This is a genomic window from Bradyrhizobium paxllaeri (assembly GCF_001693515.2).
In the GTDB taxonomy this organism is placed as follows: Bacteria; Pseudomonadota; Alphaproteobacteria; order Rhizobiales; family Xanthobacteraceae; genus Bradyrhizobium; species Bradyrhizobium paxllaeri.
This window is the reverse complement of record NZ_CP042968.1, coordinates 937,123-963,093: the sequence shown is the minus strand read 5'-3', so window position 1 is coordinate 963,093 and position 25,971 is coordinate 937,123. Positions and strand designations below refer to the sequence as shown.

The 25,971-nt window shown below is 63.1% G+C and carries 25 protein-coding genes, 1 tRNA gene and 1 pseudogene; 12 read left to right on the top strand and 15 right to left on the bottom strand.

The genetic code is table 11. The annotated features are described in order from the left end of the window. The first annotated feature begins 64 nt into the window (after nucleotides 1-64). Nucleotides 65-994, top strand: a complete 930-nt coding sequence (locus LMTR21_RS04515) for a GlxA family transcriptional regulator (RefSeq protein WP_065750928.1) — start codon at nucleotides 65-67, stop codon at nucleotides 992-994. Nucleotides 995-1,033: 39 nt separating this feature from the next. Here LMTR21_RS04515 and LMTR21_RS04510 read toward each other — a convergent pair whose 3' ends face one another. Together LMTR21_RS04510 and LMTR21_RS04505 are read right to left on the bottom strand one after the other, a co-directional pair. Beyond that, nucleotides 1,034-1,966 carry a CobW family GTP-binding protein gene (locus tag LMTR21_RS04510; RefSeq protein ID WP_141688106.1) on the bottom strand — a complete coding sequence of 311 codons (933 nt, stop codon included), beginning with the start codon at nucleotides 1,964-1,966 and terminating at the stop codon, nucleotides 1,034-1,036. 16 nt (nucleotides 1,967-1,982) lie between these two features. Next, nucleotides 1,983-3,473 (bottom strand): amidohydrolase family protein, encoded by a 1,491-nt coding sequence (locus tag LMTR21_RS04505; RefSeq protein ID WP_065750926.1) that lies wholly within the window; start codon nucleotides 3,471-3,473, stop codon nucleotides 1,983-1,985. 880 nt (nucleotides 3,474-4,353) lie between these two features. Between LMTR21_RS04505 and LMTR21_RS04495 the strand changes: the two genes are divergently transcribed. After that, nucleotides 4,354-5,262, top strand: coding sequence for a PaaI family thioesterase (locus tag LMTR21_RS04495; RefSeq protein ID WP_065750925.1), 909 nt, complete (start codon nucleotides 4,354-4,356; stop codon nucleotides 5,260-5,262). Between the two features lie 15 nt (nucleotides 5,263-5,277). Here LMTR21_RS04495 and LMTR21_RS04490 read toward each other — a convergent pair whose 3' ends face one another. Then, nucleotides 5,278-5,988 (bottom strand): hypothetical protein, encoded by a 711-nt coding sequence (locus LMTR21_RS04490; RefSeq protein WP_065750924.1) that lies wholly within the window; start codon nucleotides 5,986-5,988, stop codon nucleotides 5,278-5,280. A gap of 449 nt (nucleotides 5,989-6,437) precedes the next feature. On the opposite strand from LMTR21_RS04490, the gene LMTR21_RS04485 reads away from it, so the two are divergent. Beyond that, nucleotides 6,438-7,094, top strand: a complete 657-nt coding sequence (locus tag LMTR21_RS04485) for a hypothetical protein (protein ID WP_065750923.1) — start codon at nucleotides 6,438-6,440, stop codon at nucleotides 7,092-7,094. Between the two features lie 2 nt (nucleotides 7,095-7,096). Beyond that, nucleotides 7,097-7,363: an HGGxSTG domain-containing protein gene (locus LMTR21_RS04480; RefSeq protein WP_065750922.1), complete on the top strand. Its 267-nt coding sequence runs from the start codon at nucleotides 7,097-7,099 to the stop codon at nucleotides 7,361-7,363. 26 nt (nucleotides 7,364-7,389) lie between these two features. Here LMTR21_RS04480 and LMTR21_RS41565 read toward each other — a convergent pair. Beyond that, nucleotides 7,390-7,548, bottom strand: a pseudogene (locus tag LMTR21_RS41565) (helix-turn-helix domain-containing transcriptional regulator); the annotation flags it as partial. 191 nt (nucleotides 7,549-7,739) lie between these two features. Between LMTR21_RS41565 and LMTR21_RS04470 the strand changes: the two are divergent. Continuing rightward, a complete protein-coding gene (locus tag LMTR21_RS04470; RefSeq protein ID WP_065751021.1) occupies nucleotides 7,740-8,933 on the top strand; it encodes a hypothetical protein in 1,194 nt (397 codons plus the stop codon). A gap of 366 nt (nucleotides 8,934-9,299) precedes the next feature. Here LMTR21_RS04470 and LMTR21_RS04460 read toward each other — a convergent pair whose 3' ends face one another. The 3 genes from LMTR21_RS04460 to LMTR21_RS04450 form a co-directional block, all read right to left on the bottom strand. Next, the gene (locus LMTR21_RS04460; protein ID WP_065750921.1) at nucleotides 9,300-9,662 is read right to left on the bottom strand and encodes a hypothetical protein; all 363 of its coding nucleotides are present in this window, start codon (nucleotides 9,660-9,662) and stop codon (nucleotides 9,300-9,302) included. 56 nt (nucleotides 9,663-9,718) lie between these two features. Then, nucleotides 9,719-11,272, bottom strand: a complete 1,554-nt coding sequence (locus LMTR21_RS04455) for a DEAD/DEAH box helicase (RefSeq protein WP_210250557.1) — start codon at nucleotides 11,270-11,272, stop codon at nucleotides 9,719-9,721. Between the two features lie 447 nt (nucleotides 11,273-11,719). Further along, nucleotides 11,720-12,277 carry a hypothetical protein gene (locus tag LMTR21_RS04450; RefSeq protein WP_187399309.1) on the bottom strand — a complete coding sequence of 186 codons (558 nt, stop codon included), beginning with the start codon at nucleotides 12,275-12,277 and terminating at the stop codon, nucleotides 11,720-11,722. Between the two features lie 43 nt (nucleotides 12,278-12,320). Here LMTR21_RS04450 and LMTR21_RS39905 point away from each other — a divergent pair, with 43 nt between their 5' ends. The 3 genes from LMTR21_RS39905 (at nucleotide 12,321) to LMTR21_RS04440 (ending at nucleotide 14,348) form a co-directional block, all read left to right on the top strand. Beyond that, the gene (locus tag LMTR21_RS39905) at nucleotides 12,321-12,485 is read left to right on the top strand and encodes a hypothetical protein (protein ID WP_187399308.1); all 165 of its coding nucleotides are present in this window, start codon (nucleotides 12,321-12,323) and stop codon (nucleotides 12,483-12,485) included. Nucleotides 12,486-12,898: 413 nt separating this feature from the next. Further along, nucleotides 12,899-13,120 carry a hypothetical protein gene (locus LMTR21_RS04445; protein WP_065750919.1) on the top strand — a complete coding sequence of 74 codons (222 nt, stop codon included), beginning with the start codon at nucleotides 12,899-12,901 and terminating at the stop codon, nucleotides 13,118-13,120. 205 nt (nucleotides 13,121-13,325) lie between these two features. Next, nucleotides 13,326-14,348 carry a YeiH family protein gene (locus LMTR21_RS04440; RefSeq protein WP_065750918.1) on the top strand — a complete coding sequence of 341 codons (1,023 nt, stop codon included), beginning with the start codon at nucleotides 13,326-13,328 and terminating at the stop codon, nucleotides 14,346-14,348. A 375-nt stretch (nucleotides 14,349-14,723) separates the two neighbouring features. Here LMTR21_RS04440 and LMTR21_RS04435 read toward each other — a convergent pair whose 3' ends face one another. The 3 genes from LMTR21_RS04435 to LMTR21_RS04425 form a co-directional block, all read right to left on the bottom strand. Next, nucleotides 14,724-16,589 (bottom strand): adenylate/guanylate cyclase domain-containing protein, encoded by a 1,866-nt coding sequence (locus tag LMTR21_RS04435; RefSeq protein ID WP_065750917.1) that lies wholly within the window; start codon nucleotides 16,587-16,589, stop codon nucleotides 14,724-14,726. Between the two features lie 418 nt (nucleotides 16,590-17,007). Beyond that, a tRNA-Glu gene (locus LMTR21_RS04430) sits at nucleotides 17,008-17,082 on the bottom strand. Between the two features lie 131 nt (nucleotides 17,083-17,213). Continuing rightward, nucleotides 17,214-17,552 carry a hypothetical protein gene (locus LMTR21_RS04425; RefSeq protein WP_065750916.1) on the bottom strand — a complete coding sequence of 113 codons (339 nt, stop codon included), beginning with the start codon at nucleotides 17,550-17,552 and terminating at the stop codon, nucleotides 17,214-17,216. Here LMTR21_RS04425 and LMTR21_RS04420 point away from each other — a divergent pair. Both LMTR21_RS04420 and rpoH read left to right on the top strand, forming a co-directional pair. Continuing rightward, nucleotides 17,551-18,579, top strand: coding sequence for an RluA family pseudouridine synthase (locus tag LMTR21_RS04420; protein WP_065750915.1), 1,029 nt, complete (start codon nucleotides 17,551-17,553; stop codon nucleotides 18,577-18,579). The two genes, LMTR21_RS04425 and LMTR21_RS04420, sit on opposite strands and share 2 nt — an antisense overlap. A gap of 214 nt (nucleotides 18,580-18,793) precedes the next feature. Further along, nucleotides 18,794-19,690, top strand: coding sequence for an RNA polymerase sigma factor RpoH (rpoH, locus tag LMTR21_RS04415; protein ID WP_065750914.1), 897 nt, complete (start codon nucleotides 18,794-18,796; stop codon nucleotides 19,688-19,690). 216 nt (nucleotides 19,691-19,906) lie between these two features. Here rpoH and LMTR21_RS04410 read toward each other — a convergent pair whose 3' ends face one another. The 4 genes from LMTR21_RS04410 to LMTR21_RS04395 form a co-directional block, all read right to left on the bottom strand. Next, nucleotides 19,907-20,530 carry a peptidoglycan recognition protein family protein gene (locus LMTR21_RS04410; protein ID WP_065750913.1) on the bottom strand — a complete coding sequence of 208 codons (624 nt, stop codon included), beginning with the start codon at nucleotides 20,528-20,530 and terminating at the stop codon, nucleotides 19,907-19,909. A 35-nt stretch (nucleotides 20,531-20,565) separates the two neighbouring features. Then, a complete protein-coding gene (locus tag LMTR21_RS04405; protein WP_065750912.1) occupies nucleotides 20,566-21,789 on the bottom strand; it encodes a GGDEF domain-containing protein in 1,224 nt (407 codons plus the stop codon). A 669-nt stretch (nucleotides 21,790-22,458) separates the two neighbouring features. Next, complete coding sequence (locus LMTR21_RS04400; protein ID WP_065750910.1) at nucleotides 22,459-23,076, bottom strand: LysE family translocator; 618 nt, start codon at nucleotides 23,074-23,076, stop codon at nucleotides 22,459-22,461. Nucleotides 23,077-23,123: 47 nt separating this feature from the next. After that, the gene (locus LMTR21_RS04395; protein WP_065750909.1) at nucleotides 23,124-23,549 is read right to left on the bottom strand and encodes a response regulator; all 426 of its coding nucleotides are present in this window, start codon (nucleotides 23,547-23,549) and stop codon (nucleotides 23,124-23,126) included. Nucleotides 23,550-23,700: 151 nt separating this feature from the next. On the opposite strand from LMTR21_RS04395, the gene LMTR21_RS04390 reads away from it, so the two are divergent. Then, nucleotides 23,701-24,549, top strand: coding sequence for an SDR family NAD(P)-dependent oxidoreductase (locus LMTR21_RS04390; protein ID WP_065750908.1), 849 nt, complete (start codon nucleotides 23,701-23,703; stop codon nucleotides 24,547-24,549). Between the two features lie 113 nt (nucleotides 24,550-24,662). Here LMTR21_RS04390 and LMTR21_RS04385 read toward each other — a convergent pair whose 3' ends face one another. Continuing rightward, on the bottom strand, nucleotides 24,663-25,484 hold the full coding sequence (locus LMTR21_RS04385; RefSeq protein WP_065750907.1) for a lytic murein transglycosylase: 822 nt from the start codon (nucleotides 25,482-25,484) through the stop codon (nucleotides 24,663-24,665). Nucleotides 25,485-25,699: 215 nt separating this feature from the next. Between LMTR21_RS04385 and LMTR21_RS04380 the strand changes: the two genes are divergently transcribed. After that, on the top strand, nucleotides 25,700-25,969 hold the full coding sequence (locus tag LMTR21_RS04380) for a hypothetical protein (RefSeq protein ID WP_141688104.1): 270 nt from the start codon (nucleotides 25,700-25,702) through the stop codon (nucleotides 25,967-25,969). The last annotated feature ends 2 nt before the right edge of the window (nucleotides 25,970-25,971 follow it).

Genomic DNA, 25,971 nt, shown 5'->3' with positions numbered 1-25,971 from the left:
ATCGTTGCGATTTCGCGGCCGGCGGGCTAGTGTCGAAAATGACATTTATCAGGCATTTTTTGACATGACCAAAGTCGCGGTTATCGAGATCGAGGGATGCATGGCCTCAAGCGCCGCCATCGCCCACGACGTCATGGCGACCGCCAACCGGATCAGTGCTGCGAAGCGTGCTCCGCCTTTCAAGGTGACGACCGTGCGTTGCGGCTCCCGCCGAAGCGACGTCAATCTGCGAGGGATAGAACTCGTGATCGTCCCCGGTCTCGGCACTCCGTCGGCGGACGAGCTGGAGAGCAAGTTGAAAAGCCCGGCGTGCCGGCGTGCGGGCGACATGCTCACCCGCGCGTTCAGCAACGGCGCCATGCTCGCCGCGCCCTGTGCCAGCACCTTCCTGCTGGCGGAGACGGGGTTGCTCGATGGCCGGCGGGCGACCACGACGTGGTGGTTCGCGCCGCTGTTTCGCCAGCGCTATCCCCGCGTCGAACTCATGACGGAGCAGATGGTCGTCGCCGATTGGCCGATCGCGACGGCCGGCGCGGCCATGGCGCAGATGGACCTGATGCTCGCGGTCGTCAGCCGGTTCGCCGGACCGCGCTTAGCAAAAGCCTGCGCCAACTTTCTGCTGCTGGATGAGCGGCGCTCCCAGGCGCCCTTCATGGCGATGACCTATCTGGCGGGCCAGGACCCCAAAATCGCCAAGGCCGAGCAATGGGTGCGTGACAACATCGCGCGCGACTTTGCGATGGAGGAACTCGCCGCATCCGTCGCGCTGGCGCCGCGGACATTTGCCCGGCGAATGGCGGCGACCTGCGGCGTTTCACCGATTCAGTTCGTCCAGCGAATCAGGCTGGAGACCGCGCGATTGCTGCTGGAGACCACGCGGCTATCCGTCGAAGAGATCGCGCGGAGGGTCGGATATGCGGAGCCTTCCACGCTGCGCCGGCTGATCCGGCGCGATACCAAACATCCGCCCGGACATTTCCGACCGGCTGCGTGAATGGCTCGCGATGCCTTGGACGGATCGGCCCCGCTCACTTCATTCAGCTTCGATGCACTCTTGCATGATCCTGTCGATCTCGGCGATCGAAAGAACTCCGAGCTCGGCAATGAATACGATCCGTGCCCGCGGCGCCCCGGCCGCCGGCACCCCGCCCGGCGCCAGCGTTGCGCGTCCGCCAGCGAGCTGAAACACCATCAACCGCCCGGGCTGCTCCAGCGTCTCGAACAATCCCTTTGCGCGGGCGAGCTTCGGCGCCAGTCGGCCGATCGCTTGCTGCAATCGGGGGAGCGACACCGGCTGTTCCGATGTCCAGCTCAGCGTCTCGAACCGGTCCGTCGTTGGCCGTCGAGGCCCTGCTTCGCGCAGCGCCGGCACGCGGTCCACGTCGACAGGGAACAGCAGCGCTGCGGGGACTTCGCCATGCAGGGCATCGACCACCACCGCCGCCGGATGCAGTACGCGAATGGCCTTGCACAGTTGCGCGCGACGCGCCGCGTCTACCAAGTCTACTTTGCTCAGCGCGACCACGTCTGCCGCCCGGAGCTGTGACCGCAATAGCGCATCGCCGTTCAACGTCTCCGGCGTTGTCGTCGCGTCGACCACGCACAGCACCGTCTCCAGCGGCGCCTCCCGCCAGATCACGGGATCCATCAGGTTGCGCACGATATCAGCGGGATCGGCGACCCCGCTGGTTTCGATCACGATGTACTCCGGCCGCGGATCGCGCCGCAGCAGCGTGGCGAGCGTGCGCAGGAGATCGCCTTCCAGCGAGCAGCAGATGCAGCCATTGCTCAGGCTGACCACCCCGTCGCTGGCGCCCGCGATCAGCTCCGCATCGATGTTAACAGCGCCGAAATCGTTGACCACGGCAGCGATCCGCCGCCCCGCTGCATGCGCCAGCAGATGGTTCACGACCGTGGTCTTGCCCGCCCCGAGGAAGCCGGTGATCAGCAGGACCGGGACCGGCACGATCAGCCTCCGTCCGTCAAGCTTGGGCAACAGGCCGGCGCACCGGCCGGCCGGGCCGCGCCGCCACATCCAGCACACCATCTGTGATCAACGGCTCGCCGCTCACCACCAGATGCCGCACGCCTTCTGACGGGCGGTTCATCGCCGAGAACGTCGCGCGGTCGGTCAGCGCATCGAAATCGAACACGACAATGTCGGCATCCGCGCCCACCTGCAGCCTTCCCTTGGCACGCATGGCCGGCGTGCTGTGGGAAAGGATCTCCGCCGGGATCAGGGCGCATTTGCGGATGCCCTCGAGCAGCGACACCGCCCGGCGCTCACGCACCCACTCGCGGATGAAGCGGGTGAAGCAGCCCGCCGAACGCGGATGCGAGGTGGCGTCATCAGGCAGCGGCCAGGCGTCGCCGGTGTAGACGCTTCCGTCCGACAGTGTCCAGGGCATCGCGTCGGAGGCGATCGCGCCGCCCGGATACAGCACCGATATATCAAGGAGGTCGCGATGATGCGGATTGTTCTCGGTATCCAGGATGTGCCACAGCACCAACGTGGAGGGCTCCTCCGCCTGCGCCGCCAGCAATTCCTTGCGATCGCGGAAGCGCCGTCCGTCGGTCACCCGCTGCACCGAATCGTAGCCGGTGCCGTTGCGCTCCACGAATTCGGGGTCGCTGAAGAACGCTGCCGCCAGCACCGTCGAACCGGTGCCGTATGGATAGGCCTCCACCGTGATCGGCAGGCCCTGCGCCTGCGCCCTGGCCACCAGCACGGCGCAACGCTCGACGTCCGTCTTGCTGGAAGAGTTGAAGTGGCAGATGTGCATGTGCGCGCCGGTGGCGCCGGCATAGCCGATCAGGCGGATATAGGCCTCGGCCGCGCTTTCCGGGTCGATGCGGGACATGTAGGCGACGTGGGTGAAGGTCGCGACATCATGCCTCGCCGCCAGTTGGCACACGGCGGTAAGCTCCTGTACGCCGGCACCCGGGGCATAGGCGTTGAGGATACCGATGCCGATGCCGCCCTCGTTCAGGCCAATCTCCAGGCGGTCGAGGATGCCGGCCACCTCGGTGTCGCTGGCCACGTTGTCGATCCAGCGGCGATCGCGCATCGCATTGCCGAACGCCTCCAGCGAGCTCTCCGTGTTGGAGCCGGTCATCGCGCCGATGCGCGCGAACGCCCAGTTGGCTGCGGCGCCGTAGTTCAGCACGCGTCCCTTATCGGCCTGCCGCCGATACCAGGATGCGACCGGCAATACTCCGGCTTCGAGGTCGAGCGTCGTCGTCACCCCGTCGAACGCCTGCATGCGGTCGGCCGGGATCGACTGGCCGTGCGCATGCAGGTCGATGAAGCCCGGAGCCACCACCAGGCCGGTCGCGTCGATCACCCGCTCGGCGCTGCCGAGCCCGGTGCCGACGGCCGAGATCCGGCCATCCAGTACCGCCACATCGCCAATGGCATCCATCCCGCTCGCCGGATCCACCACCCGGCCGCCACTGATCATCAAGCCGCCCATATCGCCACTCCCGCACGTAAAGAGGCCGGTCCGGCAAGGCCCGGCAACAGCTCCGCAGGTATCTGCCCCGCCCACATACGAGCCGCCCTCGACTTCAATAGAGGCAGATTTTCGGACCGACGACTACCTCCGCTGACGCCGGCGCATCATGCGCGTATTGCTCCATATCCTTGGCATTCATCGCAAAGGCCTCCTCTCCAGATCGATCGCCGAGATTGCAGCATCGCCTCGCCAAGAGCGGGACGGGAGATTTTGGAAGCGGCCCACAGCGTGAATAACTGTAACTTCGTTGCCACATCGGCGAGTTCAGTGTTGTTGTGTTCGCCGCGCTACAGACTCTGCGGCCAACATCAGCAAGTGTGCCTGCGGGGGTAGTTAAAGCGGCGCGGTCGTTGCGGACTCGTCGAGGGCCATGGGGGCTTAACCTCCACGAGTCCGCACGCTCCGTTTTTCGAGCGCAGGTGCGACGATTTATCGATTCTTGTTATTAATTCCTGGAAAAAGCGAGTGATTGAAATGCGCAAACATCCCGCCGCGGCTACTTCAGCAGATCTCAACTTCATCAAAGCGTATTTCGAGCTGAAGAAATTGCGAGAAGACATTGAGTGCATCGAGCGATCATCGAGGTCACGCTCAAGCCGAGCGGCGGTAGCGGATCGCGATACGCCCAAAGGTGATGATCGCACTCAAGAAGTTTTGCGGCCTTAAGCGCACCCAATTTCCCCGGCCGCACGCAGGTCCGCAACGCATGTCGGCGGGCCACAAGAGGGCGACTTCGCGTCCAGAGGCAGATTTTCGGACCGACAACCACCTCCGGCAATGCCGGCACCTCATGCGTATTGCTGCACCATTCATCGCCGCGACGTGCTAAACTTCCGGCATGTCTGAAATCTCGACTTATGATGGGCAACCGCTGCCGTTCGAACAGCTCGCGAAAGCGATCGCGGAACGCCGGTCTACCTATGGCCGCGCCAGCGGGCTTCGCATCGATCGTGCCGAGCGCGGCGAAGCCTGGTCCAGCCTGCCCTACCAATCCGTCTTCGCCGGCGACACGGAGTCCGGCGTGATCCACGGAGGGGTGGTCACCGCCATGCTGGACGAAAGCTGCGGCATGGCCGTCCAGCTCGCGCTCGACGGCAGCCGCGCGATCGCGACGCTCGATCTGCGCATCGATTACCAGAAACCTGCCAAACCCGGCCTCGACATCAAGGCGCATTCGATCTGCTACCACGTTTCGCGTTCGATCGCCTTCGTGCGCTCGACCGCCTATCAGGAAACCGAACAGGATCCTGTTGCGACCGCCGCCGCCTGCTTCATGATCGGCGCCAACCGCACGAACATGCTGCAGGACAGGGAGGCGTACGAGGTGCCGGTCCTCGACGCACCGGAAGACGTTTCAGGCGCATTCGCCAAGAGCCCGTTCGCCCGCTGCCTCGGCATCCGCGTCGCCGAGGACGGCGTGTTGCACATGCCCTTCTCGCCGAGGATCATCGGCAATCCGGTGCTGCCAGCCATCCACGGCGGCATCACCGGCGCCTTCCTGGAGACGACGGCGATCGTCGGTGTGGCGCGCGAACTCGGCATTGCAACGCCGCCCAAGCCGATCGGTCTGACCATCAACTATCTGCGTTCGGGACGGGCGCTGGACAGCTTCGCGAATGTCTCGATCGTCAGGCAGGGCCAGCGCATCGTCGCCTTCCAGGCGCAGGCGTGGCAGGAGGATGCATCAAAGCCGATCGCGACGGCGTTCGGACATTTCAAGTTGAGGCAGGCGGGGGACAGGGATTAGGGCGCACGCGAACCGTCACCGCGCCTCACGATCTCGCTGCGCGTCTGCCAAGGCTTGGGGCTCGACCATCAAGCCCTGTCGTTCGTAACGACGACGCGTCCTGCTAAAGCGCACGACGACAGCATGTCGGGTGCTGTTCGCTTTGGCGCGCCGCGTGAGGAGGGCATTTCCCGCCGGCAGATACGCGAGATCATCGAGACCGACGCAGCGCAGACATGCCGGGCCGGGCTTCTCCATCATTAGCAGATCTCCGGTGCCGCCGCACCGATGGCATGTCCATTCCGTACTCAATGGCTGGATTACTACCAGCTCGAGAGCGCGGCTTGCCTTTGTTGCCATGCGCTCGCGCTTTTTCTCGGAAAGCTCGGGCGAGACCCAGTGTGTCCGATATGCCGCCTCAATGGCAGGATTTCCGCTTCGACTGAAGCGCAGTATCTGGCGGCGCGCCGTACGGTCGACGTATGCCGTCTCGCTGGGCAACAGTCCCCTGGCGGTCGCCCAAGCCTGGAACAACCGCATGGCTTCCGAGATGCCCGGCAGACCAGTCTGGATAACTTCTTCCAGGCAATCGATCTGCCCGCGGCGCCAACGCTCCACCGCGCCAGAGTCCAGCCATCCGATCCCTGTGAGAACGTCGATGGCGCTCACGAAGTGCTGGGCGGCAAGGGCCGCTTCAGCCGCCGTCACGACGCGATCGGAAAGCGGAACGCGATTCTTCCGGCTCATTGCAGCTCCCGGCACACATCGCAAATGACGCCGCACCCGCGCCGCGGTGGCGACGCGGCTCGGCGCTCGCGCCAGTCTCGACAGGCAAGATCAGGCACGCGGATCAGTTTCGCAAGGCTTCAACCATTTCCCGGTCCATTTTCGCTGACAGGGCAATGGCAACCTTGACATGCGCGCTCCCAAAATAAGCGAAAACAACCCCATGCAAAGTAGCAGGCGGCCGCTGGCGCTCGAACAGCAACTTGACACGTCGGGCAAATCAGGGGCATTCCTCCACCATTCCGCAATCCTGTAAACGCCGCCTCGCCCCGCAATAGCGGGCGCGTCGGTTGCGATTGCGGCTGAAAAGCCCTCACCCACCATTGAAATTGCAGGGATCACCGCAGCGAACGATCGCGCGTGCGTGGCCGAACCGCGCTTCGCCCACGCGTGGCCCAAGGAATATCGACATGAACACCGCTCCTGATATCACTACGCCAACGGCGATCGCCGCAACCGACCAAGCCAAAGCGGTAGCCACCCCGCGGATCAAGCTGCTGTCGCATGGATTCTCCATCGACCATCCAGACCCGGAGCTCGGCGAACAGCTCATGGCTGATACACTGGGTGTCGCCGACCGCGAAGCGATGCATGGCATTCTCAGGCAACTGGTAAAGGCCAGCGTGAGCGGCGAGAGTCCCGACGAGGTCAACCTCTCCTTCATGATTTCGATGGTGAAGAGCATTCGGCCGCGGGATTCCGTCGAGGCCATGCTGGTGGCGCAGATGGTTTCGGTTCATGTGATGGCGATGCGATGCGCCCATCACCTTGCGAATGCGGACGATCTCGCCCAGCACGACAGCGCCGCGCGCGCCTTGGGCAGGCTCGCCCGCACGTTTCCCGCCCAGATCGACGCGCTCAACCGCTACCGAAGCCATGGCGAGCCCGCCATCACCGTGCAGAACGTGTCGGTGGGCGACGGCGGCAAGGCCATCGTCGGCAACGTCACGCAACATGCGAACGTGATCGTGTCGGACAAGAACCCGGCATCCGCGGCGCGGAAGGCGCCGAAGGCCGCGGGCTCCAGGCGAAAGCGCGATTCCGTCTGTTCCAAGCGGGAAGCATAGGCATGAGCGATCACATCAGAAATACCGGCCCGATGCTGGCGAGCCCGCGTTGTGGCGCCAACACCCGCACCAGTGGCGCGTGCCGCTCGCCGGCGGTGCACGGCAAAAAGCGCTGCCGCATGCACGGCGGCGCACAGGGATCCGGCGCGCCAAGGGCAAACCGGAACGCGCGCAAGCACGGCCTTTTCACTGGGGATGCGATCGCCGAGCGACGACAGATTCGGGCGTTGTTGGGTGAAGCGCGGAAGTTGCTGGAAGGGATGAAGTGAGTGCGTTTCGCAGCCTCGCTCGCCACCTACGCCGCGGTCAACTTGCGAGCCTTCTTCGCTCGCGCGGGCAACCTGCTTTCGACTGAAAATCCGACATTCAGCGCCCGCATGATGGTGGCAATCGTTTCGAAACGCGGCTTGGCGCCCGGTGCCAGCGTCTTGTAAAGGCTTTCGCGGCCGAGACCGGACGCCTTCGCTGGCTAGCCCACGTTGCGGGGATTAAAGCAACAGTGCACTCAACTGCGGGCGAGAGTTTCCAGCACCGTCACCGTAATTCGGCACCGGGCCGCCGCTATGACCCCACGATTTCGCCATACGCATCGTGTTGTTCGTCCGTACGACCCTTCCCGTCAGGCTAGCCTTCGGAAACATGGACATGGGCGGTGATTTCATTGGCCGCTGGCGTGCGGGTGGCGGCGGGAGAACGGCACGGCAGGCGAAGCCTGGAAAGTGCAGCGCGAAGGCGCTTGCTTGCGGCTCATGGCTGCTCTCGTGTGTCATCGTCGCCGGCATGGCGACGCCAACGGCATGGGCGGAAACAGCCGCGCCGGCCGCGACACGCGCCGCTGATAGCGAAAAAGACCAGGGTGGGCCTGGCGCCGCACAAGCCTCCCGCACGCAGAAGCCGGAGCCCGAAACAGTCCTGCGACAGAATGAGGTGCAGAAGCCGGCGCCGGAAGCTGCCGTTCAAATGCCGGAAGCCCGGAAATCGGGCCCCGACGCCAAGAATTTAGAGGCCAAGGATTTACCTGTACCCCAGTTCGTCTTGCCGGACGATCTGGCGAAGAAGATCGGCCAGAAGATCTGGCTGAATGAAACGGGCGGAAAACGTGAGGCGATCACGTCATGGAATGCGAACGAGGAATTCGCGTCCCTCGGCATCGGTCATTTCATCTGGTTTCCTGTCGGCAAATGGCTGCCTTTCGAGGAGAGCTTCCCGGCCCTGCTCGAATCCATGCGCAAGAAGAACGTGCGTTTGCCCGCCTGGCTGGACCAGACGCAAATTCCGGCCAACCCGTGGACCAGCCGGGCCGAGTTCAGGAAGAACGCCCACTCGCCGCAGATGAATGAGTTGAGGCAGTTTCTGCTCGACACCGTGGCGGAGCAGACGCAATTCATGATGGCGCGGGCGCAAGGCGCGATGGAGAAGATCCTCAAGACGACGCCCGAGGGCCCGGAGCGCGACCATCTCGTCATCCAGTTCACGCGCGTCGTTCGTGCCTCGGAGAATTTTTATCCGCTGATCGACTACATCAATTTCAAGGGCGAGGGCACCAACCCGAACGAAGCCGCCATGAACCGGGAGACCGGGCGGCGGCAGGGTTGGGGTCTCAAGCAGGTGCTGCTCAAGATGAACGGTGTGACCGGCGATCCGAAGGCCGTGCGCGCCGAATTCGCCGATGCGGCGCAGTTCGTCCTGCAGCAGAGGATTCGCAACCTTCCCTCCAACCGTGTCTTCGAGGTCGGCTGGCTGCGCCGCATCGCGACCTACCGCCGCCCGATCGCGGATCCGGAATCGAGCCCCGAACGGGCTTTGAGGAAATCGTTGCGGGTGACGGCGGCTCAATAGCTTTCCTGTGAAGGGGGCAGTTGCCGTTTTTGCGTAGGCATGAGGCCGCTTGTCCCGCGACGTTCGTCAGGCAATCGCGGGTTGCGCCTCGCTGCCGTCAGCCTTTGGCCCTCTTCGCCATCACCTTCCCATAGGCCGCCTGCAGCCGTTCGCCTACGCTTCGGCCGGTTCGACGCTTCGGTTTCGAGCCGAGATGGATTCCCACATGGTCGGGCCGCCGTCGCTGAGCAGCTTGGCGCGAATGCCGATTACGGTGACAGCGAGTAGCCCGCATGAGCGCAGCGATCTGCGGGATGGACCATCCCCCGGATCTCGCTGCGCTCATCCGGGCTACGCCTGCTGCTCCTGAAGGGCCGCATCTCTCGACTATTTGGCGCTTCGCCGTTCGCGCAGCAGGTTATCATATTGAGCCGGGTCGTGACGTTCCAGGCGATCGAGCGCGTCATTCGCCGCCTCGACGGCGGAGACGCCAACCTGCTCCTTGATTACGGCGATGTCCTTCGCGGCCTTTTCCAAACGGCCCAATGTTTCCGCGGGCACTGGTTGCATCCTGGCCAACGCGATCGCGATCTCCGTAAGCCAGCCAAGCTGTTTTCCATAGCTCGCAACCTCCGTAACGACCCGGTCCTCTACCGCGGGATCGCCAGCATAATTGACCGTAAGCGATGGCGAGAACCACGGCGCTGTAATGCGCTGAGCTACGTCGCCGGACAACGGCGCCCGAAACATCCACCACGGATCAAAGCCCGAAGTTTTTTTCGTCACAGGGTTCCTCCTATCGCAGTCTACGCGATCAACCGCTGCACCAGCGCCGACTCACTCGAGTAGGTCAAAAGCGCCTCGTGAGTAGCCCGAGTAACCCCAACATATGTCAGTCGAACACATTCCTCGACCGCCTCGCCGTGGCGGCCGAGCAAGCCCAGACCTGCAATAGCGACGCACGGAAACTCGAGCCCCTTCGCGGTGTGCATGCTCAACAACCGCACGGCTATACGCTTCGTCGACACCCTGTTCTTGTTGTTCCTGGCCAGATCGATCGGCACTTCATGCCTGGTGAGTACCTGAGCGATCCGCTCGCCAATCCAGTGCTCCGGATAAAGGCAAGCCATTTGCGGCCACTCGTACCCCGCCTTTTTCCGCCCGAGAAACCACTCGGCGACGCAGTGTGCTTCCGCGTCGATGCTCACACACTGCCGCACGTCCGGCACCAGTCCCTGCCGACCTGCATCTTCAGGCAACAGGATGGGGTGCTCATCATCGGCCGTCGTACCCGGAGCGCCGATCACGTCTGAAGCGAAGCGTCGCGCAAAGGCAACGATTTGGGCCGTGTTGCGGTAGTTGACTTTCAGTACGGTCGTTCGGCCCTTCGCTTCAATTCCGAGCTGGCTCCACACCGGGCGCTCACGTCCCTTGTAGATGGCCTGTATATCGTCATAGACGACCATCAGCGCCTTCGTGCGCGGGTTCACCATCTTGGCCGCAAGCGCCAGCCATTGCGGCTCGAAGTCGTGTGCCTCGTCGATCAGGACCGCATCGTACTGTTCCGTTGGGATATGTCCCTGGTCTACAGCCTTGACGACCTCTGAGACGCTCGCAGCCAGACGCTTTGCGTAGTCCGGATATTCTCGCTCGGATGGGGCGGGAATCCCGTAGGTCCGCAGCATCCGGTAACACCAGGCATGAAAGGTAAGGACCTGAACACGGTCCTCCACGCCTCGATCCTGCATGGCATCCTCAAGTCGCCCGGCGATGCCGTTGGCGTAACACAGGATGAGCACTGGCTTCATCGCCGAACGCGCCAGATATTCGGCTCGAAAGGCAAGGATCAGCGTCTTGCCCGATCCGGCGACGCCGCGAATAATTCGATGCCCCTCTCCCAGACTGCGCGCGATCTGCTCCTGATGCATGTCCATGACTGCAAGCGTCCGGTCGGATGGATCGGGCACCACTGGTTCGTCGAGAGGCAGCGCAATCTGTCGTATGCGGATTTCGGGAAAGAGCAGCGCGCGCAGCCGGTCGAACTGCGGCATCGACAGAGGCTCTCCGAGACGCGGATAGACCATGCGCCATAATCTGGACCGGAATTCCTCGGGGTCCGCGCTTTCAGTCATTTCATCCTTGAACACACTGAGATGCTCGGCGAACACCTCCTTGAGATTGGTCTGATCGAACTGCTTGCGCGTGATATTGGTGAACACGGCTCCGAAGCCGAACGGAACGATGGATTTGCCCATGAAGTGGTGACCGGCCGGAAACAATAGTTGCCCATCCCGCTCCAGCGTGCGCACGACCTCGAACGTGTATTTGCGAGCCTGCTCCAGGGGATGGCTCTCGCGCACGGAGATTGTGCCAAACGACGGCGTTCTCTTCGAGGAAGTCCTTGAGGCGCTCCGCGAGCCGCAGCTCGCCGCGGGTGTCGAAGCGCGCGAAGCCCAGGCTGGGAATCAGAATCGCCATGTAACGGCCAAGAGGTTGACAGCCAGCTCAGAGCTTAACGCGACCTCAACACGCTTTGAACCAATGCTCACGGGCCTGCCCCTTCGCAAATCAAGCGTTCTCCCAGCGACTATTTCAGGAAGACCTATTTGGGCCGGGGCGACTTCAACACCCGTGCGACGGCGTCCTGAAGCCCTGGCGATCCCCAGGGAAGACGAAGGGCGTTACGCGAAGATACTGAAAGATAAAAGCAAATTGGCTTGACTGCGAGCGAATTGCTACCACGCCTTGTTACCACCTTCAATAGCGGCAACTCTCATCCCGCACCGCTCGGCTGGCTCGCCGCCTGTTCAAGGGAGAGACGGCAAGCCATGCTTAGCGATGAAGCTGAGAGCAATCGCGAACTCTCCACAGAGAAAAGCGGCTAGGCCGAGCCCGATCCACGTATAACCAGACGTTAAGCAGTCCTGGGCTTCCCTCATACTAACGGTGTTATCCGAAATACTTTCAGAATACAGCCCGAGTTGTTCGATCCGCGTGTCCTCAAGCTTTCGCCCTTGCACAATGTCGTCTGCCCAGTGGATCGGGTTCGTACCGGCGTAAAAGAACCTCCCTGGCATCGTGGCTCGGATTACGCGGGCGAGCGCCACGATCAAGCATATGAGCAAGGGAACGAGAGCGGCATAGTGCACGCCTAAATCGACCAGCCTCGCTGCAAGCGTGCCGACCAATCCCGCTATCGCGGCTATAACAGCGCCTAGAATGGCAGCCAATGTGACTGCGCGCTGGGTGATTGCCAGAGCTGCTTTCAATTGCTCCTGCAAATAGGTCTCGGCTTGCTTTTCGAGCTTTTCCAGATAATCCTTACGCTCATTGGCCGCGAGTTTCGAAAGCGCTTCAACCAGCAAGCGCCGCTTATTTTCCAATGCTTGCTTAGTAGGGATTGCGGACATGTCACCCAAGGAACGTGAAGAAGGTTTGCGCAAGCAAGAGCAGAAAATCATTCGGGAAGAACGGGACCGGCAACGCGAAGAACACGAACGCCGAGAGCGAGAACGCGAATGGCAGGAGCGCGAAAGAAACCGGCGTCAGCAAGAAGATAACAGGCAAGGTTAAGAGCGACTAGCGTCGACGAGCAGGCCTATTGCCGATGAATGAATTTTCCGGTGCTCCTCTCGGAGCGCCCTGAAAGCCACGCCCGCTGCGGTGAACTGTGGACCGTCGGCCGAAGCAGCTTGAGCCATGGATCACAGCTCGTTGGTCAGAGCATCTTTAGGAACAATGCACGACCTCCGGACGTATCGCCGGGAACGAGATGGCGCGCCACTCAGAACAGAACTGCAAGCCCTTGCCGCGCTTGATGGCCTCTCGCGGGCTGAAGGGGGTTTTTCGGGCCGATAGAAGAAAACCCTCCCCTGGGGCGACAGCGTAAAACGGGCTTCCACGGCGCTGCCGCAAAACGCATTCCCCTACCCTTGCTTCCGCACGATTATTCGCGACATTGAGCTTCAGCGAAAACGGAAGCCGCCATGAGCCAGCCCGCATTCGATCCCTTTGGAGAGCCGGTCCCGGCGGTCGACACCTCGACCGCGCCGATTCGTGCGTCCAGATGGCTGAAGTCGGGCGGCGTGGGGCTGTTCTGGGGGCTTGTCGGCATCATCGTGCTGGCGCGCGCGGTGTTTTTCGAGCCGGGCGACCTCAGCTTCGAGCACGCCGTGGCGTGGGCGCAGGGTCTGCTCGCCTCGCTTTAGCAGCTTGCCGGCATGCGCTGTCCCGGGCGGGATTGCCGGGGCGGCCTCACCTGCAAATGCAGGTTGAGGGATATAACCTCTCTGTATGGGCACAATCCGAAAATGGACTAGCGAGCCTGCGTGGTCCGGCGCATAAATTATTCTCCAAGGAGGATAAGTGCCGCCACCCCAGAGCCGTTCTGACGATCCAACGCCACGACCCGGCATGTTTGGCCGCGGCCTGGCCCTCATTCCAGGGATCGTGCTCTGCGGCATCATCACCGCCGTTTCGCTCGGGGCGCAACACCTCGAAGAGCACGTCTTCGTCCATCCTTACGTCGAGGCACTGGTGATCGCGATCCTGCTCGGGATGGCGATCCGCACGGTCTGGCAGCCATCCGAGCGCTGGCGTTCCGGCATTGCGTTCAGCGCCAAGCAACTGCTCGAGGTCGCCGTCATGCTGCTGGGCGCGTCCATCAGCTTCGGCGCGATCGTTGCCTCCGGCTATCTCCTGATCGGCGCGATCGTCGCCACCGTCGTGGTGATGCTCGCGGTGAGCTATGGCCTCAGCCGCATGCTCGGGCTTCCGACAAAAATGTCGATCTTGATCGCCTGCGGCAATTCGATCTGCGGCAACTCGGCAATTGCCGCCGTCGCGCCGGTGATCGGGGCCAATAGCGACGATGTCGCATCGTCGATCTCGTTCACCGCGATCCTCGGCGTGTTGATGGTGCTGGGCCTGCCGCTCCTGATCCCCCTGCTTGGTCTAACGGCGACGCAATACGGCATTCTGGCGGGCCTCACCGTCTATGCCGTTCCGCAGGTTCTGGCGGCGACCGTGCCCGCCGGCATCGTCAGCACGCAAATTGGCACGCTGGTCAAGCTGGTGCGTGTGCTGATGCTGGGGCCGATCGTGGTGGCCCTGTCGCTGGTCGCGGCGCGACGCCGCAAGCGCCACGCCGATCAAACCAAGGCCGCCGCCATCAGCCCGTTCAAGCTGGTGCCCTGGTTCATCATCGGCTTTCTGGTGCTCGCAGCCCTGCGCTCGCTTCACCTGGTGCCCGATCTTGTGGTCGCACCGGTGACGAAGACGGCGGCCATCCTGACCGTCCTCTCGATGGCTGCGCTTGGCCTTGGCGTCGACGTGCGCGTGCTCTCGACTGTCGGTGGAAGGGTCACCGCCGCCGTCACGCTGTCGCTGCTCCTCTTGCTGGGCCTGAGCATCGGGCTCGTCCACCTCTTCCGGTGACGAGGATGCCGAGGACGGGATAGAAGGCGCGCTCCCAAAATATCGAAAACGACCCTATGCAAAGCGGCAGGCAGCTGCCGACGTTCGTATGGCAACTTGACACGTCGGGCAAATCAGCGGCATTCCTCCACCATTCCGCAATCCTGTAAATGCCGCCTCGCCCTGCAATAGCGGGCGCGTCGGCTACGATGATGACTTAGAATCCGAATTTGACGAGTCGGACTGAGCAAAATTCACTCTGGGGGATGGCCGGAATGGGCGCAAAGCAGCCGGAAGAGGTGCCCATCTTTGTCCTGGAGTGGTAGCAAAATGGCGCGCCGGACGAGATGAAACTGAGAACTGCTGTCTCATTGAACTTAAGCTACAACAATCCTATTACGCAGCCTCCGGTGCCTTCGCCCGTGTCAGGTCCTTCAGGAACTGATCCATCAGCGGCTTGTTGCCAAACCGGCGATAAGAACGCTCCGACTCCAACGAAAATGTCGGTTGGGCCCCCACCAGGTTTGTCATCGTCAGCTGCGCCGCTTCTATATCACCGCGCCCCCCTTGCAGCGCAGCCTGGATCAGCAGGCAGTTGGCATCGCGCGGCGCCCTTACAAGGCATTCGGCGATCACGGTAGCCGACTCATCGCGACGATCAGCGGCGTAAAGAGCCTGGCCATGCACATAGGCGTAATATTCCGGCGCCATGGGATGAAGGCGACGTGCCCGCTCGGCATTGGCAACGGCGTCCGCGTAGTCTCCGAAACGGACTTGCGCTTTTGCCAATGCCATCATGCTATCCGGGTCATTGGGATTCAGTTCGACGGCGCGCCTGGCGGCCTGCAGGCCGCCTGCATAATCGCCCTGCACCGCGAGCCCGAAGCTGATTACCTGATAGCCGAGCGAGAGATTGGGATCGAGGCGCACAGCCTGGCGCGCTTCGCTAAGACCTAGTTCCAGCTCATGCGCTGTCGCCCGACCATTCGACCTCCTGGCCACATCCGCAATGTAAGTGAGGGCCAAGCCCGCACGGGCGGCGGCATAGGCCGGGTCCATTTCCAGCGCGCGCTGATATATGCCGCGTGCCTCCATAAGTCCTTCCGCATCCTTGGCGCCATGCCGGTATCGATGACGAGCCCGCAGGACAAGATCGTAAGCCTGAAGGTTGTCGGTCGGACGTTGCGCGGCAGCGGTGGCTTCACTTCGGCCGATATACGGCGCGAGCTGGGCGACGATTTCCGTGGTCAGCTCGCTTTGTACGGTGAAGACGTCGGCAACCTGCCTGTCGAAGCTGCGCGACCAAAGGTGCGCGCCCGATTTCACGTCGATCAACTGCGCCGAGACGCGAAGCCGGTCCCCCTCGCGGCGTGCGCTGCCTTCCACCACGTAGGAAACGCCCAGCTTTACCCCGAGCTTGCGCACATCGCTTTCCTGCCCGCGCACGGCATATGTGGAGTCGCGCGCGACGATCTGAAGCTCGGAATTCCTTGCAAGCGCCGTGGTCACATCCTCGGTCAGCCCGTCTGCAAAGTACGACTGGTCGCCGCTCATGGTCGCAAAGGGCATGACCGCAACTGACGGCCGCGGGTCGGCGCGGGTCTGGTCGAAAGACAGCGCAGTCGGGAGCCGGCTGACCATCGCGGCCAGGGAAAGCGGCTGGATTTGGGTGCCGATGAGGACAAGGGCTACGGCGGCGACGCCATACGACCAGCGCGCAGCGGTACCGCGTAGAACGCGCGGGACTTTCCGCCAGCGAGACCACGAGGATTGCGCGCGCCGTACCCGGTAGACATCAAGAAGCTCGGGAATGTTTTTGGCGCGCCTGCGGCCCACACGCGCGAACACCTCGCCGCGATTGCGGTCTGCGGCCATGACGACAGCGCCGCTGACAAAGATGCTACCGGGGTCGGCCATCGCCTCAAGCCGTGTGGCGACATTAACGCCGTCGCCGTACATATCGCCATTATCCTCGATGACATCACCGAGGTTGATGCCTATGCGCAGCTCAAACGGGGCGTTGTCGAAGGCTTGCTGGATGGCAGCGGCCGCATCAACGGCTTCGTTGACGCTTGGAAACATCGCCAGAAACCCGTCCCCGGTCATCTTGAAGATGCGTCCGCCATGCCGCGCGACTGTGGGATCGATCAGATTATCGAAGACCGTGCGCAGCTCTTTATAGGTGGTGGCCTCGTTTTCGGCCATCATCAGGCTGTAGCCGACAATGTCGGCGGCCATGATCGCGGCGAGCTTGCGTTCCATCAACGGTTTCCCTGTACAGGGGCGCCAGGCACAAACTGGCATTGCGGACATTTAACGCGCCGCCGGCTTGAGATTAAACCTTCCAACCCGCATGCGGTTATCAACACAGCTCATATATGCGTGAGTATTGAGACCCGTCCGGCGGCGCACAGGCACCGGCACTCCGCTCATATGGATGCGAACATCCGAGGGCGCTCGCGTACGACAGCGCACGTCAGCGGCGCTTTGAATATTCCCGGACACCAGGGCGACGAAGGAAATTTTTCGCGAATGCGCCAGCCACAGTGAGGCATCGTGCCGAGGCTAGTCTGCTGATGTCGGCAGCAAATTCCCCAAGCGTTCGCCGCTGTTCACCAGCTTCGTATTCAACCACTATTCAACGAACGCGGCTGATGGCTACCTAAGTGCCTGAGTTTGCTGGCGCTCCCTAGGGGAATCGAACCCCTGTTTCAGCCTTGAGAGGGCCGCGTCCTAACCGCTAGACGAAGGGAGCGTTGGCTTCAGGGAATAGCCGCGAAATGTGCGGTGGGCAAGGCAAGTCTGCGGGCCTTCGCACGGTTGGGTAAACCTGTGGCTTCGCCTCCTCGCGCCGTCCCCTCGCATTTTCGGCCGATCGCGCAGGCTTCAGGGTTCGTTGACGAATTTGAGCGTTCCGGCCGGTTTCAGCGTTTTGGCCTCAAACGTGCGGATTTCGGTCACCCCGCCGATGTCGAGGGTCAACACCAGCCGCTCGCCGGCGACTGCGGTCGCGACGATGCGGGCGCCCTTGGGCAGGCTTGCAATGATGTCCGTCGTGGCCGCCGCGGGGCTTCCCTCGCCGCGGTAAAGGCGGTACCCGACGGCGATCAGGACCACGGCCACCGCAAGCGCCGAGGTCAGGCCCGCGATCAGCATCATCCGCCGCACCCGCGCGATCAGCGCGGCCTGTTCGGGGGTCGGTTCGGGGGCAACGGTATCGGTCATGCAAGGCTCGGTTTTGGAACAGGGATTATCTAGTGGCGGTCAAAGGCTGGAGGTCACCGTCGGCGGCGACGAGGGATCGCCGCGCCTAGATCGCGTGCTCGCGGTGCTCCGCCCGGAACTGTCGCGCTCGCGGCTGAAAGCGCTGATCCTGGCCGGTTCCGTCTGCACCAAGGGCGCCCCCATCCGCGACCCCGCTTATCATGTCGCGCGCGGGGATACGATCACAATCGACGTCCCCGAAGCCGCGCCGCCGGAGCCTTTGGGCGAGGATATCGCGCTCGATATCGTCTATGAGGACGACGACATCATCGTCATCGACAAGCCGAAGGGGCTGGTCGTCCACCCGGCCGCCGGACACGAGACCGGCACGCTGGTCAATGCGCTGATCGCCCATTGCGGCGCCAGCCTCTCCGGCATCGGCGGCGTGCGGCGGCCGGGCATCGTGCACCGGCTGGACAAGGACACGACCGGCCTGATGGTGGTCGCCAAGAACGACCAGGCGCATCAATCGCTGACCGCGCAATTCGCCGATCACGGCCGCACCGGGCCGATGCAGCGCGGCTACATGGCCTTCATCTGGGGCGTGCCCAATCGCCAGCGCGGCACGGTCGATGCGCCGATCGACCGGCATCCTTTTGCCCGCGAGAAGATGGCGGTGCGCCAAAGCGGCCGTGAAGCCGTCACTCATTGGGAGCTGCAGGCGGCGTATCAGGGCCGCGGCGGCAAGCCGGTTGCGTCGCTGCTCGCTTGCCAGCTCGAGACCGGACGGACCCATCAGATCCGGGTGCACCTGGCCCATATCGGCCACCCCCTGATGGGCGATGCCGTCTATGGCCCGCACTTCAAGACCAAGGCCGGGCAGCTCGGCGTCAAAGGTAAGGATGCACTCACTGCCCTCGGCCGGCAGGCCCTGCACGCCTATCTGCTCGCCCTGGAACACCCCCGAACCGGGGAATTTTTGCATTGGGAGGCCGCCCTGCCGGAGGATTTGCGCCTCCTCAAAAGCGCGCTGGAAGCGGCCGTATGACGCAGGCCCTTCAGAAAACCTTAGTTATGACAACAGGTTATAGCTGGCACACGGGGACGTGACGTCAGCATTCCTTCCCTATTTGTTCGTTTTCCGCTATGTTGCACCTGCGCTGAATATCCAGCGCGGAACATCGCAGCCTGGTCGGCTTTAACAAAGCGATCACCTGCCGGGCCCGCCGCTATCGGGGGCCTGAACCACTGGAGGGCGCTCAATGGCCCGTACAGCTACGTTGCCGGTTCTCAATGGAGAATCCGGTCTTTCAAGATACCTCGCCGAGATCCGCAAATTCCCAATGCTGGAGCCCCAGCAGGAATACATGCTCGCCAAGCGTTGGCGTGAGCATGACGATCGCGACGCGGCACATCACCTTGTCACCAGCCATCTCCGGCTCGTGGCCAAGATCGCCATGGGCTATCGCGGCTACGGCTTGCCGATCTCCGAAGTCGTTTCGGAAGGCAATGTCGGCCTGATGCAGGCGGTCAAGCGGTTCGAGCCCGAGAAGGGTTTTCGTCTCGCCACCTACGCCATGTGGTGGATCAAGGCCTCGATTCAAGAGTACATCCTGCGTTCCTGGTCGCTCGTGAAAATGGGAACCACGGCGAACCAGAAGAAGCTGTTCTTCAACCTGCGCAAGGCGAAGAGCAAGATCTCCGCGCTGGACGAGGGTGATCTCCACCCCGACCAAGTGAAGCTGATTGCCAAGCGCCTCGGCGTGACGGATCAGGACGTGGTCGACATGAATCGCCGCCTCGGCGGCGACGCGTCGCTCAACGCGCCGATCCGCGACGACGGTGAAGCCGGCGAATGGCAGGACTGGCTGGTCGACAACTCGCCCAACCAGGAAGCCGTGATGGCCGAGCACGAGGAGTTCGATCACCGCCGCAAGGCGTTGACCGGCGCCATCGGCGTGCTCAACCCGCGCGAACGCCGCATCTTCGAGGCGCGGCGCCTGGCGGAAGAGCCGATGACGCTGGAAGACCTCGCCGCCGAATTCGGCGTGTCGCGCGAACGCGTGCGGCAGATCGAGGTCCGTGCTTTCGAGAAGGTGCAGTCGGCCGTCAAGGGCACGATCGCCCGGCAGGAAGCCGAACTCGAAGCCGCGCACTGATCGCGGTCGAAGTAACTGATGACGAAAGCCGGCGGCGACGCCGGCTTTTTGTTTTTGGGCTCTTTGTTTTTGCAGGAGCTATCTCATCAACTCCGCTGTCGTCCTCCGCGAAAGCGGGGGACCCAGTACGCCGCGGCGGTCGTGAGACGGCACGCAATCACTACGGCCCCTGGAAGACTGGATCGTCCGGTCAAGCCGGACGATGACAGCTGCGCCCTACTCCCCCCACTCCCGCGCCATCGTCGCCAGCGCGCAGCCTTCGCAATAACGCGCGTCCTTGTAATCGATCCAGTTGTGCGCGTAGACGCGATCGAGCGGGATTCCATAACGGGCGCGCAGCACCTTCACCAGGATTTTCCACGCCGCGATTTGCGCCTCGGTGGGACCGCGGGTTACGTCGGGATAGTTGCCGGCGAATTCGACGCCGACCGAATTGTTGCCGACCACCTGCCGATAGGTCGGCTTGTTGTCGATGTATTTGTTGTCGTTGCGGTTGGCGCCGTCGCCATGGGTCGGGACGAGATGTTCGCCGACCGCCCAGTACACGGTGCCATCGGTCTCCACCCAGACCATGACGCCACGCCGCGTCGGGTTCTTCGCCTGCGCCTGCGCGCCGCCGCGCGCCGAGCCGGCCGGGCCTTCGGTCTGGTGCACGATGATGTTGCGCCAGGGATGCGATTTTGCGAGGTCGCCCCATGGCGCCAGCCAGACCATCTTCAGCCCGGGAATGTCAGGCGTGCCGGATGTGCGCGCGATGGCGGCAAGGTCGGGCGTTTGCGCGGAGGCGGATGCGGGGAATACGAGGACGAACAGTGCGGCCGCGACGAGGCGATGAATCATGCTCGGGGTCCAGTGACGGACCTTGATAGCATGCTTCAGGCCCGCTTGCGCAGGACCATGTCGGACATCGGCGCGCTTGCCGGTTCGGGCGCCAGTGGCGGCGCCGGATCGTAGGTGGCAAAGCCGTTGCGGCCGGCCTTCTTGGCGTCGTAGAGCGCGTGGTCGGCGGCCGCAATCAGGCGGTCGGGATAGGCGCCCATCTCACGGCTCCATTGCGCGACGCCGATCGACACGGCGATCGGAATGTCGTTGCCGGTGCATTGCTCGGCGTCGGCGCGGCAGACTTCCAGCACGCGGCGCGCGATCATGGCGCCCTCGCGCAGCGTCGAGGACGGCAGCACGATGCAGAACTCGTCGCCGCCGGTCCGCGCCAGCATGTCGCCGGGCCGCAACCGGGTTTGCGCCATCAGGGTGAAGTGCTGCAGGCAGGCGTCGCCGGCCGCGTGGCCATGGGTATCGTTGATGCCCTTGAAGCCGTCGAGATCGATTACCAGGAGCGCAAACGGCTGGCCGCTGCGCTCCGAGCGCATGCACTCTTCCGTCAGCCGCTGCAGCAGATAGCGGCGGTTGCCGACGCCGGTGAGATCGTCGAGCAGCGCGAGGTCCGCGACCTCGTTGCGCAGATGGTCCATCGCCATCAGCAGGAAGCCGAAATTCAGCGCCATCGACAGGAACACCAGCACCAGCACGACCACCGACTGCAACGGGCTGAAATGCATGTAGGAGAAGCCGCCACCGGCGACCGCGCCGATCATCCTGATGACGAGCAAGGCCATGATGAGAATCGTGACGATGCCCGCGAGCCGGGCACCCGGATTGACCCGGCCCTCATGCCGGCTCAGCAACAGCTTCAGGCTCAGTGCCATCGGCACGGTCTGAGCGATGGTGAAGACCGTCATCCGCGCAGGGACGCTGTCATGGACGAAAGTGAAGAACCACAGACCGATGGTGCCGAGACCCGTGATGAGCAGGGTGTTGCGCCATGACAGGGGGCGATCGAAGAACTTCTGCACGCCCATCGACGCAAGGCAGATCGCCAGGATCAGTGCGGTGCCGGCGAACAGCAGCGGCACCAGCGTATCGGGAAAGATCACGCGCAGCGTTGCCATCGCCGCGCCGGCCGCCGCCACGAATGCCGAGCCGGTCCAGAACCGCGCGGCCTCGAATGACGGATAGCAGCGCATGACGTAGGCCCAGATCAGGCCCAGCGCCAGAAAATTGATGACGAACACCGTCCACAGCGTCGGAACGCTCAGCATCGCGAACTCGGGACGCGCACGCCCCGTCTCCCCTCTTGTCTAACAACCGCTCAAGACTTCCGCCCGAGACTTCCCTTTAGCCTGCGATCCCCGTCGTCTTGCGGAACAAGGTGCATCCGCGCCGCTTAACGGACCCTGACCGCCGTCGGCCAATCCAATCCTTGGTTTTGAATTGATGAAGATCGCGCGTGTTCGGGCATCGTTAAGCATGATGCGCGCGACGCGGATGGCGGCGGTGGCGCGCGTTTCGACCCAAAATCGCGTCAAAATGCATAACAACTGTGGATAACGTGATGACAACGCCATGACGGCACGCGGCATCAGCCTGCGAATCTGGTGGGATCATGATCGAGGATGTTGCGAGGCTGGCCCTCCGCCAAGCATGCCTCGGTGTCGCGTTTCAATCCATGAAAACCTTGAGAGGATACTATGGCTAAGAAAGCGAAGAAGGCGAAGGCGAAGAAGGCCAAGAAGGCCAAGAAAGCCAAGAAGAAGTGAATTTTGGCCCGGGTGGAGTGCTCAGCTCCGCCCGGGCTCCCAACTCCGGGTGAATTTTGGAGAATGGCGGGCCAAGGGTCCGCCTTTTTGATTCCGGCGGTAGCCAATGCGTAGCGGCGAACCCGTAGCCCGTTGCGTCGCTTCGCGCGCAACGACGGCCGCGCGAAAAACCTACCGCTCCGCGAATGCGAGCTTGGCGCCGAGCGCGGCAAATCCCGCGGCAAAGCTGCGGCGCAGCCAGGCCATCGCCTTCGGCCTTGTGATGACGCGGTCGCGAAGGGCGGCGGCGAACAGGCCGTAGATTGCGAACACCGCAAAGGTCATCGCCATGAAGGCCGCGCTCAATTCCAGCATGCGGGCCAGCGGCTGCGGCTCGTCGGCAGCGACGAACTGCGGCAGGAAGGCGAGGAAGAAGATCGACAGTTTCGGATTGAGGATGTTGACCAGCACGGCGGTGACGATGACGCGCCGGCTGGAGCGCGCCTTCGCGGCCGCGCCCGTATCGACCGCGAGCGCGCCCGTCTCGCGCAGCGCCTGCCAGGCCATGTAGAGCAGATAGAGAACGCCGCACCATTTCAGCATGGCGAACGCCAGCGCGCTGGTGTGCAGCACCGCGGCGAGCCCGAGCATGGCGGCCACCATATGCGGCACGATGCCGAGCGTGCAGCCGAACGCCGCGGCGACGCTCGGCCGCGCGCCCGATGTCAGCGCCACCGCCAGCGTGTAGAGCACGCCGGTGCCGGGCGAGGCGACCACGATCAGGGAGGTCAACAGGAACGACCACGTCATGCCCTGCCCTTACCACGGCGGCATCCGCCGTGGAAGCAGCCGGCGGCTCACGAACCCGCGCGCGCCCCATGGTCGTGACGCCGTTCATGCACCATGCGTTCCGCCGTGCGGATCACGTCGAGCGGGGCCCATGGCTTGGCCCAGAACTCCACGCCGTCGGGCAATTCCTGATGCAACGGCTTGCCCGAGGTGACGATGACGCCCATCTCGGGATTGTACTTCCGGGCGATATGCGCGAGCTCGACGCCGTCCATATTGCCGGCGAGCTGCACGTCGGTCATCATCAAGACCAGGCTGCCGGCGGCGCACTCCAGCACCAGTTCGGCCGCCTCCGCGCTTTCGCATTCGATGACGTCGACCTCGCTTTCCTCCAGCAAGAGGCAAATCATGTCGCGCTGCATCGGGTCGTCTTCGACGATGAGGGCGGTTGCGCGAGAGGGTGTTGATCGTTCGAAGGGCTTTGATCGTCCCATATCAGCCTCCTGCAAAGGGTCTCGTCGGTCGAAAACATCACTCTGTCGGGTACTCGACACTAAGAGCGGAAACCGCTTTATGGTTCGGTTCCAATTTGCAAAAGTTGCGGGAACCCGCGATTTTTTTTCATTTTGATGGGGTGAGATACCGATGACTGCGATATCCGGAAGCGCGGCCGCGATAACCGGCGCCGCCAGCGGCATCGGCCGCGCGCTCGCGTTCGAGCTCGCCGCGCGCGGCTGCGACCTCGCACTCGCCGACCGCGACGAGGCCGGCTTGTTCGAAGGCGCCGCCGAGATCGGCAAGACCAGCAAGCGCAACATCTCGACCCATCGTGTCGATGTCGGCGAGCCCGCCCAGATCCAGGAATTTGCCAGCGCGGCGATCGCGGCGCACCCCTCGCTCAACATCGTCATCAACAATGCCGGCGTTGCGCTGATGGGCAGCTTCAACGAGGTCGACCAGGCGCAGATGGAATGGCTGATCAACATCAATTTCTGGGGCGTCGTGCACGGCACCCGCGCCTTCCTGCCGCATCTGTCGAAACAGCGCGAGGCGCATATCGTCAACCTGTCCTCGATCTTCGGCATCATCGCCCCGCCGGGCCAGACCGCCTATGCGGCCGCGAAATTCGCGGTGCGCGGCTTTTCGGAGAGCCTGCGGCATGAGCTTGCGATGGCCAACAGCCCGGTAAAGCTCTCGGTGGTGCATCCCGGCGGCGTGCTGACCAACATCGTGCGCAACTCCCGCACTGGATCTGGCATCACCGACAATGCGCGACGCGCGGAATCGATCGATCGTTTCGACGCGATCGCGAAAACGACGCCGCCGATTGCCGCGCAACGCATCATCGCCGGCATCGAGAAAAACCAGCCGCGAATACTGATCGGCAACGACGCATGGCTCATGGATCTGCTGCAGCGGTTTCGGCCGGCGACGTATTGGAAGGTGCTCGCGAAGCGGATCGAGCGGATGTCGGGGCAAGGGTCCCGCCCGTAGGATATGGACGGAGCCGTAGGGTGGGCAAAGCGAAGCGTGCCCACCATCGAGCAGCGCGATCGGTGATGGATGGTGGGCACGGCGCTGACGCGCCTTTGCCCACCCTACGCACCTCAGCGCCCAACCAATCGATCCGCGAAATACCCGATCGTCTTGCGGTAGACCGTAGCCCTGTTCCACTCGCGCATCGCTTCGAAATTCGCGGTGCCCTCGCCGTAGGGCGCGCCGCCCTTGAAGCCGGAGACGTGCAGCAAATTCGCCGTGGAGGCGAGCACGTCAGGCACGCTGTGGCGCAGATCGACGTGGCCGTTGCCGTCGAAATCGACGCCGTATTTGATGTAGGACGACGGCAGAAATTGCGTCTGGCCGATCTCGCCGGCGAAGGCGCCGATCAGGTCGCGCAAGGGCAGATCGCCGCGCTGCACGATCTTGAGCGCAGCGAGCAGCTCGCCCTGGAACAGTTCGGTGCGGCGGCAATCATGGGCCATGGTGGCGAGCGTGCGGATCACCGGCAGCTTGCCGACATCGCCCTTGCCGAAATCGCTCTCCAGCCCCCAGATCGCGACCACGATCTCCGGCGGCACGCCGAACTTCTGCTCGATGCGCGAAAGCAGCGAGCCGTGCCGCTGCAGCATCTGCCGGCCGATATTGATCCGCCCGGGCCCGACGCGGGTCGAGACATATTGCTCGAACGACTTGTTGAAGGTGCCGCGCTGCCGGCGGTCGAAGGCGAGCACCGCCGGATCCTGCGTGACGCCGGCAAACGACTGGCTGATCACCGACTGCGAGACGCCGGCCGCTGCCGCCTCCTGCGACATCGCCGACACGAAGGTGTTGAAATCGCCGCCGCAGCGGGCGGCGTAGGTGGGGGTCGAAGATAGCAGCAGGGTAAGAATGGGAGCGCAGAGCGCCAAGGTGATGCGGCCGATGGGCATATGGGACAGTTTCCTTCCGAGCAGCAGATTTGCTCTCGACTCAACTGTAGCATCGGCCGCGTTCGAGACACCATGTTCGAAACATAAGCCGATACCGACGTCAGCAACGACAAGAAAAGACGGTAGCGAAATGCGCAAGTGTGAAATACGTCACTTGCACGCAACGCGCAATCCGAGATAGCCTGTCAGGCAACCTCAACGTGCTGGGGGTTGCCATGAAATCGAAACGAAGACTACTGGCGGCCGTCACCGCTTCTGGAGCGGTTTTGTGCCTTTCCGTTTCGGCCGATGGCAGCATCTATCGCGATGCTGCTGAACAAACCAATCCGTTCCCCGAGCTGCTTTCGCTTCGCGTTGAACGATTGCGGGAAAAGCTTCGCGCGACCTCGCCGGGCGATCATGATGCGACAAGCGGCAAGATCAACAATATTGTCCAGTTCTTCAACTTCAATAATTGCATGCGTGGCTCCTGGAGAAATTGTTAGAG

Bases quoted from the DNA above. Each gene is read 5' to 3' on its own strand.
- LMTR21_RS04470 (WP_065751021.1), top strand. From the start codon at position 7,740: ATGGGCGGTGATTTCATTGGCCGCTGGCGTGCGGGTGGCGGCGGGAGA.
- LMTR21_RS04505 (WP_065750926.1), bottom strand. From the start codon at position 3,473: ATGGGCGGCTTGATGATCAGTGGCGGCCGGGTGGTGGATCCGGCGAGC.
- LMTR21_RS04425 (WP_065750916.1), bottom strand. From the start codon at position 17,552: ATGACCGATACCGTTGCCCCCGAACCGACCCCCGAACAGGCCGCGCTG.
- LMTR21_RS04395 (WP_065750909.1), bottom strand. From the start codon at position 23,549: ATGGGACGATCAAAGCCCTTCGAACGATCAACACCCTCTCGCGCAACC.
- LMTR21_RS04445 (WP_065750919.1), top strand. From the start codon at position 12,899: ATGAGCCAGCCCGCATTCGATCCCTTTGGAGAGCCGGTCCCGGCGGTC.
- LMTR21_RS04480 (WP_065750922.1), top strand. From the start codon at position 7,097: ATGAGCGATCACATCAGAAATACCGGCCCGATGCTGGCGAGCCCGCGT.
- LMTR21_RS04440 (WP_065750918.1), top strand. From the start codon at position 13,326: ATGTTTGGCCGCGGCCTGGCCCTCATTCCAGGGATCGTGCTCTGCGGC.
- LMTR21_RS04460 (WP_065750921.1), bottom strand. From the start codon at position 9,662: ATGTTTCGGGCGCCGTTGTCCGGCGACGTAGCTCAGCGCATTACAGCG.
- LMTR21_RS04390 (WP_065750908.1), top strand. From the start codon at position 23,701: ATGACTGCGATATCCGGAAGCGCGGCCGCGATAACCGGCGCCGCCAGC.
- LMTR21_RS04400 (WP_065750910.1), bottom strand. From the start codon at position 23,076: ATGACGTGGTCGTTCCTGTTGACCTCCCTGATCGTGGTCGCCTCGCCC.
- LMTR21_RS04490 (WP_065750924.1), bottom strand. From the start codon at position 5,988: ATGAGCCGGAAGAATCGCGTTCCGCTTTCCGATCGCGTCGTGACGGCG.
- rpoH (WP_065750914.1), top strand. From the start codon at position 18,794: ATGGCCCGTACAGCTACGTTGCCGGTTCTCAATGGAGAATCCGGTCTT.
- LMTR21_RS04380 (WP_141688104.1), top strand. From the start codon at position 25,700: ATGAAATCGAAACGAAGACTACTGGCGGCCGTCACCGCTTCTGGAGCG.
- LMTR21_RS04410 (WP_065750913.1), bottom strand. From the start codon at position 20,530: ATGATTCATCGCCTCGTCGCGGCCGCACTGTTCGTCCTCGTATTCCCC.
- LMTR21_RS39905 (WP_187399308.1), top strand. From the start codon at position 12,321: ATGTCACCCAAGGAACGTGAAGAAGGTTTGCGCAAGCAAGAGCAGAAA.
- LMTR21_RS04495 (WP_065750925.1), top strand. From the start codon at position 4,354: ATGTCTGAAATCTCGACTTATGATGGGCAACCGCTGCCGTTCGAACAG.
- LMTR21_RS04485 (WP_065750923.1), top strand. From the start codon at position 6,438: ATGAACACCGCTCCTGATATCACTACGCCAACGGCGATCGCCGCAACC.
- LMTR21_RS04405 (WP_065750912.1), bottom strand. From the start codon at position 21,789: ATGCTGAGCGTTCCGACGCTGTGGACGGTGTTCGTCATCAATTTTCTG.
- LMTR21_RS04420 (WP_065750915.1), top strand. From the start codon at position 17,551: ATGCAAGGCTCGGTTTTGGAACAGGGATTATCTAGTGGCGGTCAAAGG.
- LMTR21_RS04515 (WP_065750928.1), top strand. From the start codon at position 65: ATGACCAAAGTCGCGGTTATCGAGATCGAGGGATGCATGGCCTCAAGC.
- LMTR21_RS04385 (WP_065750907.1), bottom strand. From the start codon at position 25,484: ATGCCCATCGGCCGCATCACCTTGGCGCTCTGCGCTCCCATTCTTACC.
- LMTR21_RS04435 (WP_065750917.1), bottom strand. From the start codon at position 16,589: ATGGAACGCAAGCTCGCCGCGATCATGGCCGCCGACATTGTCGGCTAC.